Annotated in this window: 14 protein-coding genes; 4 read left to right on the top strand and 10 right to left on the bottom strand. The window is 31.9% G+C overall.

The annotated features are described in order from the left end of the window. Positions 1-34: 34 nt before the first annotated feature. Both ABD816_RS03530 and ABD816_RS03525 read left to right on the top strand, forming a co-directional pair. Positions 35-1,234: a hypothetical protein gene (locus ABD816_RS03530; RefSeq protein ID WP_344924817.1), complete on the top strand. Its 1,200-nt coding sequence runs from the start codon at positions 35-37 to the stop codon at positions 1,232-1,234. Beyond that, the gene (locus ABD816_RS03525) at positions 1,218-2,384 is read left to right on the top strand and encodes a WG repeat-containing protein (protein ID WP_344924814.1); all 1,167 of its coding nucleotides are present in this window, start codon (positions 1,218-1,220) and stop codon (positions 2,382-2,384) included. The genes ABD816_RS03530 and ABD816_RS03525 overlap by 17 nt, the downstream gene beginning before the upstream one ends. Before the next feature lie 105 nt (positions 2,385-2,489). Here the strand turns inward: ABD816_RS03525 and ABD816_RS03520 are convergent, their stop codons facing one another. Together ABD816_RS03520 and dprA are read right to left on the bottom strand one after the other, a co-directional pair. Next, positions 2,490-3,590, bottom strand: coding sequence for an SDR family oxidoreductase (locus tag ABD816_RS03520; RefSeq protein WP_344924812.1), 1,101 nt, complete (start codon positions 3,588-3,590; stop codon positions 2,490-2,492). A 464-nt stretch (positions 3,591-4,054) separates the two neighbouring features. Then, positions 4,055-5,158, bottom strand: coding sequence for a DNA-processing protein DprA (dprA, locus tag ABD816_RS03515; RefSeq protein ID WP_344924810.1), 1,104 nt, complete (start codon positions 5,156-5,158; stop codon positions 4,055-4,057). 161 nt (positions 5,159-5,319) lie between these two features. Here dprA and ABD816_RS03510 point away from each other — a divergent pair, with 161 nt between their 5' ends. Further along, on the top strand, positions 5,320-6,312 hold the full coding sequence (locus ABD816_RS03510; protein ID WP_344924808.1) for an HU domain-containing protein: 993 nt from the start codon (positions 5,320-5,322) through the stop codon (positions 6,310-6,312). A 51-nt stretch (positions 6,313-6,363) separates the two neighbouring features. Here the strand turns inward: ABD816_RS03510 and ABD816_RS03505 are convergent, their stop codons facing one another. Continuing rightward, positions 6,364-7,209 (bottom strand): transglutaminase-like domain-containing protein, encoded by an 846-nt coding sequence (locus ABD816_RS03505; protein ID WP_344924806.1) that lies wholly within the window; start codon positions 7,207-7,209, stop codon positions 6,364-6,366. Positions 7,210-7,215: 6 nt separating this feature from the next. After that, entirely contained in the window at positions 7,216-7,947 is a 732-nt protein-coding gene (locus ABD816_RS03500; protein WP_344924805.1) for a proteasome-type protease, read from the bottom strand. Between the two features lie 299 nt (positions 7,948-8,246). On the opposite strand from ABD816_RS03500, the gene ABD816_RS03495 reads away from it, so the two are divergent. Next, on the top strand, positions 8,247-8,756 hold the full coding sequence (locus tag ABD816_RS03495) for an acyl-CoA thioesterase (protein ID WP_344924802.1): 510 nt from the start codon (positions 8,247-8,249) through the stop codon (positions 8,754-8,756). A 154-nt stretch (positions 8,757-8,910) separates the two neighbouring features. Here ABD816_RS03495 and ABD816_RS03490 read toward each other — a convergent pair whose 3' ends face one another. The 6 genes from ABD816_RS03490 to ABD816_RS03465 all read right to left on the bottom strand — a co-directional run bounded on the left by ABD816_RS03490 (position 8,911) and on the right by ABD816_RS03465 (position 15,450). Continuing rightward, the gene (locus ABD816_RS03490; protein ID WP_344924800.1) at positions 8,911-10,137 is read right to left on the bottom strand and encodes a murein hydrolase activator EnvC family protein; all 1,227 of its coding nucleotides are present in this window, start codon (positions 10,135-10,137) and stop codon (positions 8,911-8,913) included. Beyond that, on the bottom strand, positions 10,137-10,910 hold the full coding sequence (lolB1, locus tag ABD816_RS03485) for a lipoprotein insertase outer membrane protein LolB1 (RefSeq protein WP_344924798.1): 774 nt from the start codon (positions 10,908-10,910) through the stop codon (positions 10,137-10,139). The genes ABD816_RS03490 and lolB1 overlap by 1 nt, the downstream gene beginning before the upstream one ends. Positions 10,911-10,917: 7 nt before the next feature. Next, on the bottom strand, positions 10,918-12,288 hold the full coding sequence (locus ABD816_RS03480; protein ID WP_344924796.1) for a tetratricopeptide repeat protein: 1,371 nt from the start codon (positions 12,286-12,288) through the stop codon (positions 10,918-10,920). Between the two features lie 32 nt (positions 12,289-12,320). After that, a complete protein-coding gene (locus tag ABD816_RS03475; RefSeq protein WP_344924794.1) occupies positions 12,321-13,337 on the bottom strand; it encodes a sugar nucleotidyltransferase in 1,017 nt (338 codons plus the stop codon). A gap of 127 nt (positions 13,338-13,464) precedes the next feature. Further along, positions 13,465-13,899 carry a dUTP diphosphatase gene (gene dut, locus ABD816_RS03470; RefSeq protein ID WP_344924792.1) on the bottom strand — a complete coding sequence of 145 codons (435 nt, stop codon included), beginning with the start codon at positions 13,897-13,899 and terminating at the stop codon, positions 13,465-13,467. Positions 13,900-13,992: 93 nt separating this feature from the next. Further along, the gene (locus tag ABD816_RS03465; protein WP_344924790.1) at positions 13,993-15,450 is read right to left on the bottom strand and encodes a lipopolysaccharide biosynthesis protein; all 1,458 of its coding nucleotides are present in this window, start codon (positions 15,448-15,450) and stop codon (positions 13,993-13,995) included. Positions 15,451-15,472 lie beyond the last annotated feature (22 nt).

Here is a 15,472-nt window from a genome sequence, read left to right as displayed (position 1 = left end):
GAAAATACATTGTCCAATTATTAAATTTAATAAAATGAAATATTCTTTAATCGTTGCTTTATTAATATCTTATGGTCATATTTTATCACAGGATACTGATTTATATCCTTATTTTGATGGTAAAAACTGGGGGTTATCTGACGGTCAAGATATTGAAGTAATTATAAAAAAGTCGGATAGTATTAGTCCTAAGACTGTTCAATTACCTGAAAAGAAAAAAGCGTTCAAAAGTTTTAATCAGAAGAATGTATCATTGGTAAATGCTCGAGGAGAATTATTGGTCAGTAATTATGAAGACTATGCTGCTTTTAATGGATACAGACTTACTAAAAATATTGTGATTTGTCATAAAAACGATTATGTAGGGGTGTATGACCTGGATAAGAAAAAGGAAGTAATTCCTACTAAATATAAAGATATAACCGATACGTATGCTAAAGATCAACTCTTTTTCAAAATTAAAGATCATAATCAAGGTGTAGGGTTAATTAATGATCAGTATGAGGTTATTGTAACTCCCGATAAAAAGTGGAGAAATATTTACATAACAGAAATAAAGGAAGAAGGGACAACCAAAAATATTATAGAATTATCTGATCAGAATTACCAGACAACTTACCTTTCTATAAATGGTAAAAAAAGAAAAACTCCAGTTATAGAAAGTAATGAGGATAGTTTTTCTGAAATAGTATTTGAAGAAGTCACAGAGATGGAGGAATCTGTCGTTGGTGGTGCTTTAAGTTGCAAACACGATGATGAATTAATCAAAACAACTGAAGGAACATATCAAATTAAATCTTGTAAGAGGTTAGAGGACATTAATATCCCAAAGGGTTATAATATTCTCTCTTTGATCAATCCTCAAAAAAACCTTACTACCAATTTTGCTTATATCACTGCTCAAAACAAAACTGGTGTTTATTATATTAAAAATAGCAGTGTTCTCATTGAACCTCAGTTTGATACGATTCAAAGAATTGAAGACAGTAATTTTTATGTAAGTGCTGTCAATAAAAAATACGGTTTAGAATTTTTTACTGTAGACTATAACGGAAAACTGAAATACAAAACAATTACAACACCTACCTTTTCTAAGATTAAAAAATATAATGAATCATACAATACTTTTATTGTTAGTTTACCAAATGGCAGTAAAGGATATTTAACCGCTGGTGAAAATAAAAAACTTTATTTACCAAAATCCATAAAATCAGTATATGATATATCATATTAAAAAGTGTCTGTTTATTATACCGATTTTATGTTGTTTCATTACCTTTTCATATAGTCAGACGCCGTTTTATAATGGATCAGCATGGGGATTTGTAGATAAGGCAGGAACAATCTTAATTGCACCTAGTTATGATCTTTTACCTTTAAACTTCACTTTTATTAATGATGACCCCATTTATAAGGTAGTTATAAAAGATACTGTTTTTTTGATTGATAAAAATCAAAGAACTATTCTTTCAGGATATAAAGATTACAAAACATTACATACTCCTTTTATACAAGTAAAAGAGAACAATAAATTTGGGATTTATAATATCTCAACAAAAAAGATAGTCGCACCATCAAAATATGATGCTTTAAAACACATATCCGATAGAAATCAACCTACCTTATTTATTGCTGAAATTAATGGAAACAAAAGCATCCTAGATAAAAAAGGAGTTCCTCTTATTCCCTGGGATAGATATAAAAAAATCGACTTAGAAAATTTTAAAAATAAGACCTATATCATTGCTAGGTTTAGTGGAGATAATTTTCTTGTCTATGATTTAAAAGGAAACAAAACAGAAAATTTTGCAGTTTCATCTGGTATTGAAGGAGAATTTATTGGGTTATATGAAGATAATAATGATAAGTACATTCTAAAGAATATAGGTAATCATACTTATGAAGTGTATGATACATACAACAGAGCAATTTTTAAAACCAAAGTTTCTAGTGAAATCTTACTTGACGATTTACTTTTTACAACCCATGCTCTTTCTGAGCGTTTTGCTATGATTGCTTTAACTACAAGCGATGATAAAAAAGGTTTATTTGATTTACTATATCAAGAAATAATTTTAGAACCTATCTATGATTCTCTGGATGTATTAAATACCCTAGACAATATAATCGTTGTAGAAAAAGAAGGTTTATATGGCGCACTATTTTTTACAGAAAAAGAAGATCCTGATTATAACGCAAATCATATTGTGGCCAATGTAACACCTATTATCTTTTCTAAAATAGAAAAAGTAGGAAGCTATTTTAGAAAAAATATATTATACCAATTACCTAATGGCTATAAATGTTTTAGTTATTACGATAAAAATACTGGGCAGTTAAAGTATTATTTACCAAAGGAAATTCTTTTAGAATATGGATTATAATATACAATCTTCAATTATCAGTTGAAAAAATGAAATTTTATTCTTACTTCATATTATGTATCTGCCTTTTAGATGAACCTAAAGAGAAACAAACCTATCTCTAAGCTACCAACGCTGATTTTTAAAATCATTAGTTGTTGCATATTCTATAGCGCCTACTAAATAATCTTCGAGATCATAAGCTGGAATTGGTAATATTTTTTCTAATAAAGTGGTATCCCATTCGTGAGGCTGTGAATTAAAATAGGGACTCAGGTGAATTCCTATCGTCTGATAATAAAATTTTTCTAGTTTAGACTCAAAAGTAACGGCTTCAGAAATCATATCTTCTGTAATACTAAAATTAGTAAACCCTACCGTATCTAAAATTTTCTTGATACCACTCACCATAGGTGTAGTTTTAGAATGAACGATATTAAGCTGCTCTATATCTGATTCAAAAACCTTGACAATTACTTTTGCCGCATAATCCACAGGGATAATATTAAGTCCCACTTTTTCTCCAGCCTGTATTCTTATCGTGTCATTAGATTTTGTTGCATAAAAGAATTTGGCAAATAAATAGAAGACCATATATTTTGATATAAAAAACTTAGTATCAAAAATATTACCTCCTAATACACTTGGTCTTAGAATCTGAAGTGCTATTCCTTTTTTGTTAGCTTCTTCTCTTAAAAAATGTTCTGATGCATGCTTAGATGCTTCATAATTATTTCTATACTTTCCTGATCCAGAAGATAAATAATCATTATCTATCTGGCCTGTCACTTCACCTATAGAAAAGGCAGTACTTATGTAAATAAACTTACGAATATACTCACTATACTTTTTGAAAATAGATTTAGTTAATTCAAAATTCTCTTCAAAAATTTCTTTTTTGTGATTGGGGTCTAAAGATAAATTTACATAACCTGCAGAATGAATAAAATAGTTGTCCTGATTCTTTTTTAAGAAAAAAGCTGGATCTAACATATATATTGCATCAATCACTTGTATCTTATGTTGAAAAGCAGATAAATTATTCTTAATAAAATCAGGTGTAGCATCAGACGCTAACATATTATCAATCCTCTTTTGTGGAGTAAGGCGTTGTTTTTTTCTAACTAATACGTAGATAGTTTCCAGACTATCTGCCTTTTGTTCTAATAATTCGTGCAGTACCTTTGATCCCAATGTCCCGGTAACACCTGTTAAAATTATATTCATTCCTTGTTACTAAAATATGATTACAGATTGGAATATAAAATATCCAATTATCTAACTAAGTCAGCAAAAATACAGTATTTGGTTTCAAAAACAACTGTTTTTGACTGTTATACATCCTCTTCATTAAATTAGGTCAAATAATTTGACTTTCAATGGCTTAACCTAAGTTCAAAGAAGTAAGAACGATACAATATAAACTAGATAAATACACTTATTTTTATATCCCGAATTCGTTAATACTCAATTTACATCAGGTTATATATGAAATCGCTGTAATACAAACCTAACGGAATTGAATACAAAAATAATCCCAAGTATCAAGCACTTATGAAATTCTTTATCTCAGGGAATCAAATGCCCTATAAAAATTAATTTCATATATAGAGACGGGTGTTCCTGCAACATGGTGAAAAAATCTTAACTTCAATCCAAGTATTGAGTTAGGCTTACTTCACTGCAAACATTTATATTACTTCAAATAATTTGCCTGGTAAAGGTCTTATCACACCTTTTAATTCCATTTGTAAAAGTGCTGACGCTATCTTAAATGTTGGGATTTCACATCGTAATGCGATTACATCTAATAATTCTTTACCATTAGATGAGAGAAATGAATATATTTTCTTTTCATCACCTTCTAGTTCAACAAAAAGTTGTTTCTGTATAGTCGGTTTTTTCTTATCTTCTAGTTCCCAATTAAGCATGTAGATCAAATCAGCCGCATTTGTAAGCATATGTGCGCGCTGTGTCTTTATAAGTGTATTGCATCCTTTACTAAATGGGTCTCCTGCCCTACCCGGAACGGCAAAAACCTCTCGATTATACGAATTAGCAATTTCTGCAGTTACCAGAGAACCTCCTTTATCTGCACTTTCTATGACAACGGTGGCTTCACTTAACCCAGCTATAATTCGATTTCTGCCTAAAAAATTCTTTCGGTCAAAAGTATCTGTACTCCAAAAATCAGTAAAAAAACCTCCATGTTCCTCCACCTGAGCCATATACTTTTTATGTACTTTAGGATATATTTGATTCAACCCATGAGCAAGACACCCTATAGTCTGTAAGTTATATTTAACAGCGGCGCGATGTGCTGTAATATCAATGCCATAAGCAAAACCAGAAATAATAACCGGATCTAATGGAGCAAGCATTTCGATAAGCTCTTCACAAAACCGAACTCCATAACTGGTTACCTTTCTGGTACCCACAATACTAAGCATTTTCTTTTGTTTCAAATTAATATTTCCTCTACTAAAAAGTATCACCGGGCTATCAATACAATGTTTCAGTTTTTCTGGATACTCATCTTCGTCATATGCTATATAGTTGACGTCATTATCTATAATAAAGCGTAATTCATCTTCTGCAGCTTGGTGATTTGATGAGTTCTTAAGTTCTTTAATTTTTACAGTCCCAATACCATCAATTTTGAGTAGATTATTAGATGTTTCTTTCAGTACCGCCTCAGCAGAACCTACTTCTCGTATTAATTTTTTAATAGAACTATCTCCTAGATTCGGAGCTTTTTTAAGTGTAAGTAGCGCAATAAGTTTTTCGACAGTCATCTAATCTATTATTAGTCAGCACAAGAAACGAAAAAAAACAAAACTGTTAATAAAATCAAAGGTTTTAGTTCCAACTAAAGTTCTATTTTTTTTACCTTTGGATCATCAAAATATGGTTTGAAATATCATTTTTGTAAACTGACAATTTTTAAGAGGGGGCAATGAATACTACTGCAAAATATATAAGCGAGTTACTATATCGATATGAATGTGTCATATTACCTGGGTTTGGTGCATTTTTAACAAAACGCCAACCCGCAGTTATTCAAGAATCTACTCATGCATTTTTTCCTCCTCAGAAATTAATTTCTTTTAACAGTCAATTACAGAATAATGATGGTTTATTAGCCAATTATCTAGCTACCGCAGAGAACATATCTTATACGGATGCGGTTGCAAAAATACAACGCTATGTTTTATCGTTAAACAATAAAATGGCGCATGGTCAGCGAATGGAATTAGAAGGAATTGGCTCTTTTTATACTTCTGTAGAAAACACATTGCAATTTGAACCTTCTCAAGAAACAAATTATCTTACAGAAGCCTTTGGTTTACACTCGTTTATTTCTCCATCCATCATTCGGGAAGAGGTTGAAGTAACTCGTGAAGTTTATAAAAAAGAAGTAGAAGCCATAGAAGAAACAACACCTATTGCTTTTACTCCAGAAAGAAGACAAGAGCGACCTTACTTAAAATATGCTGCAATTGCTATTATAGCACTTGGTGTTGGTGGGTTTTTAGGACTTAATCAATTTAATGCGAATGAGCGTCTGGAAGGTCATAAATTGTATGAAAGTAAACTTCAGCAAGCTACTTTTGAACCTTCTTTTCCTGCTATCAATCTTACAATTGTTAAAGAAACAGAGGATACAATAAATAACGATCACGATATTTCTACAATAAATTCTGCTGAGGATAACACTGGTGATTTTCATATTATTGCTGGCGCTTATAGAATTAAAGCAAATGCCATCAAAAAAGTTAAGAAACTGAAGGCTACAGGGTTTAATGCCAGACTTATTGGTGTTAATAAGTACGGATTGCATCAAGTAGTATATGGCAGTTATGAAGATCGAATAATGGCACTAAAAGCATTATCGGACATCAAGAAGAAACAAGATCGTCGTGCATGGTTATTAGTTCAGGCACTTTAATTATCTGTATATTTCAAAATTTCTCATATAAAAACTTTCTAATTGATATTTCTATTGAAAAGAAACACCTTTTTGATTTCCGTCATATCTAAATGGGGTAAATGAGCCCTCTACGATGTTGCAATTTACATAGACTGAAGTTCCTGCTGCATTTCCAAAGATGCACGAAACAGCAGAATCTGCTGCATCTCTACCTGTTGCAATTTTTATTAAACCGTTGAGCGGAGCCAACTTAGTAGAATCAAATATTATCCAATTTCCATCAATATAAGCCTCCATACAAGCATGAAAATCTTGTGGATTTAATTGATAAGCATATCCTGTAAAATATCTTGCAGGAATAGATAATGCTCTGCACAATGCAATACCCAGATGTGCAAAATCACGACAAACTCCCACTCTTTCGGTTATTGTATCCATAGCAGACGTTTGAGCATTCGTACTTCCACTGATATACTCAATATTAGTATAAATCCATTCTGTAATTGCCAATACTTTTTCATAAATTGAAGGATAGTGTCCAAATTCTTTAAAAGAAAATTTCGTTAATTTATCAGATTGACAGTAACGACTTGGGTAAAGAAAAGAAGCAATGTAGCTATCCAGCTCTACAACAGGAACTAATTTTGCCGAATTACGTTCATCAATAATTGTATACTTCATTTCTACTTCCGCTTCATAAGTAATGGTAAAATTAGTAGGTTGATGTACCTTTAATCGCACAAATCTACAGCTTCCATCGTGAGACTTATATTCCTCTATCTCCATGGGTGGATCCACAATTAATTGTTCTGTCAAAACTGTTTGACTAGTAGTATTCAATGCGTGAATATTAAAAATGAACGTTGTAGGACCATTAACCACATAGGAAAGCGAGCTATTTACACTAAATTTCATAGACAATTATTTACTTATTATATCCCCAAAAGAATCTTTCATCCAGTTCTCAGGCAATTCATTTAAGACCTTTTTTAAATTGGCATCCCAGAGTTCTGTAATCTCCTTCATGTCTTCGGCTGTATATCTATTTTCTTTCATTTCGTAAGAGTCTTTTTCATACAGTACGACATCAATAGGAAAACCTACATCATTCGCACTACATCTCGTAGAATCAAAAGATAGAAATCCAGCTTTTAGCGCCTGCTTCATGGTTGAATCGCTGTTTAGCACTCTATTTAATAATGTTTTACCGTGACCTGAATTTCCTATAATTACATAAGGTGAATCATCATTTAACTCCACCCAGTTTCCTTCAGAATAGATTAAAAATAGTTTGTGCTCATCATCATCCTTTAACTGACCTCCTATGATAGTATTTAAATTAAACCGAAAACCTGACTTTTTAAGAGCGGCACGATCTTCTTCTGCTACCCGTTTTACTTGTTCACCAAATGCATTTACAGCTTTATACATTTTAGTATGTTCTACTAATCCTTCATTAAACAATTCCTGAAAGTATATGACTGCCTTATCACGAACTGATCTTAAACCACTTGTCATAATAAATAACGAATGCTTATCTCTTTGTTCTACCAGTACCTTTTTCTTAGTCGATTTATTCGTCCCAGAAGTGATTCTCGTATCAGCAATTGCAATTAAACCTTGTTTGGTTTTTATACCTAAGCAATATGTCATAATATTATTAAATTTAATTATTAAGGGCAGATACATCTAACTTATGCAACGTAGAATGTATTATTTAAAAATTCAAAAATCTTTATCTCCTAACGAAAGTAACCATAAAATACTTCCTAAAATAACTCTAATACATTCTAAATTGAACTGAATACTATTTTATATTGTTATTATTTACTTTTTCTAAATATCTGTACACCTTAAGATTTAGATAGAGAATTTTTGGTCTATTTTAATATTTGCTATTGGTTTAGTATTCTTCATTCCTGCTCTCTATATTTGTCAAAAATTAAAAAAATATGGAAGCCAAACATCCTTCAGAATCACGAACTGTCTTAACAGATCTCGTCTTACCAGGAGAAACTAATCAGTTAAATAAACTTTTTGGAGGTGAGCTGTTGGCTCGTATGGATCGCGCCGCAGGAATTGCTGCAAGAAGGCACTCTAGAAAAATATCAGTAACTGCTTCTGTAAATCATGTAGCGTTTAACGAAGCGATTCCTCTTGGTAGTGTAGTTACCGTAGAAGCTATGGTTTCTCGTGCGTTTAATACCTCTATGGAAGTAGTGATCGATGTTTGGACAGAAGATCAGGAAAATGGTCAAAAAACCCGTGTAAATGAAGCTATTTATACTTTTGTCGCAGTAGATGAACAGGGTAAGCCTACTGCTATCCCACAAATTCAACCAGAAACCAAACTCGAACAACAACGATATGATGGTGCTCTGCGTCGTAAACAATTAAGCCTTGTACTCGCTGGCAAAATGAAACCTCACGATGCCACAGAATTAAAGGCGTTGTTTTTATAATAATAAAAGATAACGTATCTCATTAAAATCGTAAATAGCTTTTTATAAATAGTCAATTCATCATTATATTTATAAAAGCTACCCCCTGATAAGGCTTTAGATACATAAAAAAGGCAATTTATTTTTCTGTAAGCCAAATAGCAAGAACCTAAATCTACATTTTAAATATCCAACTCTGTGGATTTTGTTTTGTCGTATTTTGATAAATCAAAAATTTCATAATCGCTCTTCCGTTTGTTGGGTTTACACGAACCTGACCAATGGTTTGTTTAGTTGATACTTTTTGACCCTCAGTAACTGTTATATTTTCTAAATTATAATATACGGTAATAAAATTACCGTGACGAATCTGAACCAACCTACCGGCTCCCTTTAGCTTCTGGATAGCCATTACTTCTCCTTCAAAAATAGCTCTTGCCTTTTCTCCTTGCTTGGTCTCAATTTCTACACCACTACTATTAATTTGTATATTAGGTAATGTAGGATGGGGTTGACGTCCAAATTTTTTAGTCAGCCTACCGGTTCCTACCGGCCAAGGCAATTTACCTTTATTCGCTGTAAATCCATCTGCTAATTTCTTGTCTTCTGGAGTCAATGAAAATGTAGTTGCAGATCCTTTTTTAGTAACCTTCTTACCTGCTTTTTTATTTGCTTTGGCAATTGCCTCTCTAATTAGTTTTTCTATCGCTTTATCTATAGCGCTCGCTTCTTGTTGCTTTTTCTTAATTTGTTCTTTATAAGTACTCTCTTTCTTTTTAATAGAAGACATCAAAACCTGCTGTTGCTTTTTCTCTTCTTTAAGACGTTCCTGAGTATTTCTATTTTCCTCGATAAGCGCCTGCTTCTCTTTTTTACGATCTACTAAACTTTTATTTAATTTCTGTAACTCTTCTGAACGTGTTTGGATCTGATCGGCTTGAGACTTACGATGTTCATTATACTGTTTCATATATTGCAATCGCTTATACGCCTGCGCAAAATCTGCTGAGGACAACAGGAACATGATCCTACTTTTATGAGATTTACTCTTATAGGATTTAACTACCATTTTAGCATAATCTTCTTTGAGCACCTTGACTTCTTCTCGATATGCTTCCATCTTTTTAAGGTTGGCGTTTACCTCACGAGTTAGTAAATTAACCTGTTGATTGGTAATTTTAATTAAATTTTCACGTGTATTTATCTTAGAACTAAGGGTTTCTACTTCGTCTAATACAGAACGTTGTTTGAATTTAGTATCTTCCAGCAATTGTTGCATCTGTTTAATCTGTTCCAACAATACTTTTCGCTGTTTCTCTAATTGTTCTTGTTTTGTACTTTGGCAAAAACCAGAAACGCTTACAAATAATATTAGTATATATATAAGTTCTTTTACCCTCATTATTTTATAGTAACTTGCTTGTAACCTGACGGTACTTTAAACGGAAAACTTACATTTGCATTATAATTCACAGTACGATACTCAATTTCAATTCGTGTTTTTTTAGCATCCTCAAATGCTTCTATATCTATTTCTTTTGGAAAATCCTGATTGCCTACCTTTTGATATGTTCGATATTTGATTTGTAAATTTCTATTCTCAAGAGGTTGTTTTAACTGTTGAGAAAACATCTTAAAGCTATCTGGGTTAATTACAAATATGCGTTCGAATAGTTCTAACTCATTTTTGGGTTGTAGTTGGTATTTTTTATTTTCTAAAGAGGCTAAATACTTCTCGTCTTTAAGATCAAATAAAGCCTGACCTAGTAATAACTCCTGAACCTTGTTAAAATCCAGTTCTGTTCCCAGCCAATCACTAATCACTTTAAAATCACCTTCAAAATAAGTATTATCGATTTTTTCATAATAACTTACTTTTTCTGGAGTAATAAGCACTTTAGCCAATGTAATTCCCAGAATTTTAGCACTTATCCAGATTTTTTTATCTTTCTCCATTCTGATTGTAACATTGGGGCTAAAAGATTGCTTCCCATCATCATATTTCACCTTAACCTTCGCGTTAATAGTTTCAAAATTAAACGCTTTGTTATAATGATTAGATATGACTTTTTCTGCTTTCAACTTTTTTATGGTGGATCCGGTTAGTCCTTTAGTTCCTTTACAAGACTGTAATATCATCAGAGAAAAACATAGTAAATACAGTAATCTGTTCATTTTTTTATTATGATTTTTCCTTAAGTTGTGTCGATTTTTCTTTATATTCTGTAGCTTTTACTACATCTCCTTTTTTTAGATATGCTTCTCCTATCTGATCATAAAAATCCGACTCCATTTTAACATCATCGATCACATAATCCATCCCCAGACTTAATATGTCTATTGCATCATCCGGACTGTTAAGATTAATTAAAGAAACACCATGTATCAAATATAGAATTGGCTGAGAGGGATATATCTCTATCGCTAATTCGCTCCCTTCTTTTGCTTTTTCATATCGCTTTAGATCCAATTGCAATAATAGCATCTTTCTTAAAACATTAAAATTGGTGACATTATCCTTGATTCCTCTTTCATAAAAATCAAGCGCTAATTCCTTTTTATTTTTTTTTGAAAAATAATTTCCAATTTCTGTAAAAATTTTTGAATTTTCGGAGGTATCAGAAAATTGCTTTACTACCTCCATTAATTCTCCCTCATAGGATGGGTTTTGATCCACAAAGGATAAAAAATCGTTAATCACCTTATACTTAGGTTCTGCTTCTAATTCTTTACTGGATAATGCAATTTTCATGGATTTAATAGCGTCATCTGTCTTCTTATCGTCCAGGTAAAACTTGTATAATGCCAGATGTACCAACTTTGATTTTGGTTTTTTATCTAACAACTCTTTTGCAATTTTATAAGCTTTTGCTTCTTGATTATCCTGACTATATAAATAAATGAGGTTTAGATAATTCTGCTCTTCTTTAGGGTTTTCTTTTATTTTCTTCTCTAATCTGGCGATCTGAGAATCAGGATTACTGATTTTCTGTGTAATTTTCTTTCTCAATTGCATTCGATATTGATCAGAGCCCAATTCATCGATCAAATTATCAACAATCACCAGTGCTTCATCATATCTATTTTCTAGATAGTAAAGATTTGCCAGTTGTTCTTTATAAGTGATATCAAAAACTACTAATTTTTCGATTACTTCAGCCGCCTCTTTATATTTTCTTTGCTTAAAGTAAACTTCATACAAGAGCTCCAGTAAATAACGATCGTTTGGTTTATCATCTAATACTTTTGTAAAATTAACTACTGCCTGGTCATATTGCTTGAGCTCCAAATAGTTTTTACCTAATTCAGAATATAAATATAGCGGCTTTGCATCTAAGGCAATACATTTATCGAGCGCATCGATTGCTTTTTCATAATTAGTAATGGCTTTTTGCTTGAGTGCTTCAAAAAAGTTTTCTTGAAACTCATCAGAAACATTCCCAAGATCATCAACATTAATATCCATTGTTGGTTCAATCTCCTGCGCAACCGTTATAGTACTTCCAGCCAGAAACACTAAACCAATCCTTATATATAGCCAATATTTTATCATTCAATCATTTTCTCATTAATCTGGATTGCCAATTATTCTAATGTTGCATAATCACCAATACTTATGGTAGTATACTTTCCATCATAGAGAACGTGGTTTCCTATCATAGCATTGTCTAAAGTAGCATTTTTTATACTAGTTTGCGTCTGTACAAGACTATTTTTAATTGTAGTATCTTCAATCAGACATCCTTTTCCGATAGAAACATTAGGTCCCACTGTAGCATTTTTAATGGTAACCCCTTCACCTATGTAACAAGGAGGAATAATAGTGGCATTTTCCATAATCACAGAATCACTAATTAATTGTGCTTCATCTTTCTCTAAAAATCCCAGCATTTTAGTATTTGTCTCCAGTGTAACCTGCTTATTTCCACAATCCATCCACTCATCTACCTGACCAGTCACAAATACTTTGCCATCAGCCATCATTCTTTTAATACCATCATTGATCTGGTATTCTCCTCCGTTAATGATATTTTTATCTAATACATACTGCAATTCCTTTTTAAGTACTGCGACATCTTTAAAATAGTAAATACCAATGACTGCAAGATCAGAAATAAATTGTTCTGGCTTTTCTACTAACTCTACAATTTCTTTTTTATCGTTTAGTTTTACCACTCCATATGCCTCTGGTTCGGTTACTTGTTTTACCCAGATTACTGCATCTGCATTCTTATCAAGATTAAAATCAGCTCTGATTAATGTATCAGCATATGCTATAACCGCTGGTCCTGATAAAGATTCTTTAGCACACATAATCGCATGACCTGTACCTAGCGGTTGATCCTGTCTATAAATAGAAGCTTTTGCCCCCAGACCTTCTGCTAACTCAATTAAGCTCTTTACGACATCATCCCCAAAAAAAGCAGGATCACCTAAAATAAAAGCAATTTCATCAATAGGTTCTCCCAGTACTTTGGCAATATCAGAAACTAATCGATGAACAATCGGCTGACCAGCTACGGGAATTAAAGGCTTAGGAACTGTAAGTGTATGAGGTCTTAATCGAGAACCTCTTCCTGCCATAGGTACAATTATTTTCATGTTTTTATACTATTTTGATTGATTGTTATTTATACTAGCGTTAATTACATCATCCTTATTTTTAAAAAATCACTTTATCATATAATAAGGTTATATTCTAAATTCAATGCTTAACGTCTTTTATTTACTACTTAACTCCTGTACTTCCAAACCCTCCTTCACCCCTAGAGGTTTCTGTTAATTCTTCTACTGGATTCCAATCTGCTCTTTCGTGTTTTGCGATTACTAATTGCGCCACTCTTTCTCCATTCTCTACTACAAAATCTTCATTAGACAAATTTACCAATATCACTCCGATCTCACCTCTGTAGTCTGCATCTATCGTTCCTGGTGCATTGAGTACAGTAACTCCTTTTTTTGCAGCTAATCCGCTTCTGGGACGTACCTGAGCCTCATATCCTACTGGCAACTCTATAAACAATCCTGTTTTGATAATTACACGTTCTAATGGTTTAAGAAGTATTGATTCTGTAATATTAGCCCGTAGATCCATCCCTGCAGAAGCAATAGTTTCGTAATGAGGCAGCTTATGTGACGATTTGTTAATGATATTAATTTTCATATATTATTGGTGTTGTCTTTTCTTTACTCAATTTCATTGTCTACTCTTTATAGACAAGCTTTATACATCAGAAATTATGATTTTTTAATAAAATTATCTTTTTAAAATTTGTTGTATTTCCTTTTTTTCGAATGTATACAAAACTACTAAAAACACTAGTAACAATGGAACTGATATGTAATAATTGCTATCAAATACATAAAATGAAAGGGTCGAAAAACCTATGGATAACATCATATACATTCCTATCTTTTTTAAATCATAAGGAACTGGGTAATATTTTCTTCCAAAATACCAGGACAGTATCATCATTGTTCCATACGCAGCTAATGTTGCAATAGCACATCCTATATAGCTATATATAGGAATCAATAGAAAATTAAGAGCCAATGTAATCATTGCACCAACAACAGAAATATAAGCTCCATATTTTGTTCTATCTGTAACTTTATACCAGACTGAAAGATTATGATAAATACCAAGACAAAGATTGGCTAATAATATAATTGGAACGATGATCATAGCTTCCCAATAGTCAGGGTTTGTTACAACAAGACCTTTTAATAGATTAGAAAAGACAATTACTCCTAATAAAATAAAGCTCCCTAAAATAGAAAAGTACAATGTAATTTTTGCATATGTTTCTTTTGCATTTTTAGCACTCGCATAATTGAAAAAGAAAGGTTCTATTCCCAATCGAAAGGCGGTACTAAAAAGAGTCATAAAAACTCCAAGCTTATAACAGGCTGCATAAATTCCAACTTGTGCTTCTGCGATATTTTCTGGTAATAAATACTTAAGCAATAATTTATCAAAAGCTTCATTAATAGAAAATGCTATCCCTGAAATTAAAACCGGAAATGCATATCGCATCATCATCTTCCATATTGTTTTATCAAATCCAAATCTAATTTTAGTATAAAGAGGAATCATTACTATAAAGGTAGCTCCACTTGCAATTAAATTAGCAATAAAGATATAAGAGACTAAATCATCTTTTAAGTAAATAGTATTCCAAAAAGAGGTGTTTTCTTTTGCTAATGTGGGTAATATTAAAACAAAAAAGAGATTAAGTCCTAAATTAATTAAGACATTAAAAATCTTAATTATTGCATACCGCATGGGACGTTCATTTGATCTATACCAAACAAATGGTAACACTACCAAAGCATCAAGTGCTAAAATTAGTAAAGCATATACAATATAATGTATTTCAAATTCAAGAAAAACTGCCAATTCTTGCTTAAAAATTAATCCTAAGCTCAAAAATAAAATCGTTGAGGTAGTTAATGAAGTTAATACGGTAGACTGAACAATTCTCTTCTTGCTACTATCTTTATTTATAAATCGAAAGAAAGCTGTTTCCATTCCATATGATAACAACACATTTCCTAAAATAATTAAAGGCATTAGAGAGCCATAAATACCGTACTCTTCAGGATCTAAAGCATTTACATAAATAGGTACCAGTACAATACCCAGCGCTCTTGGCAGTACAGTTGCCAACCCATAAATAAAGGTTTGTTTAAAGAGTTTTTGAAATATCCCCAACTTGTAGTTACATTAGCATACC

The organism is Aquimarina addita (assembly GCF_039539305.1).
Classification (GTDB): Bacteria; Bacteroidota; Bacteroidia; order Flavobacteriales; family Flavobacteriaceae; genus Aquimarina; species Aquimarina addita.
Note: the sequence above shows the minus strand (reverse complement) of the source record. Positions and strands in the feature narration are given on the sequence as shown.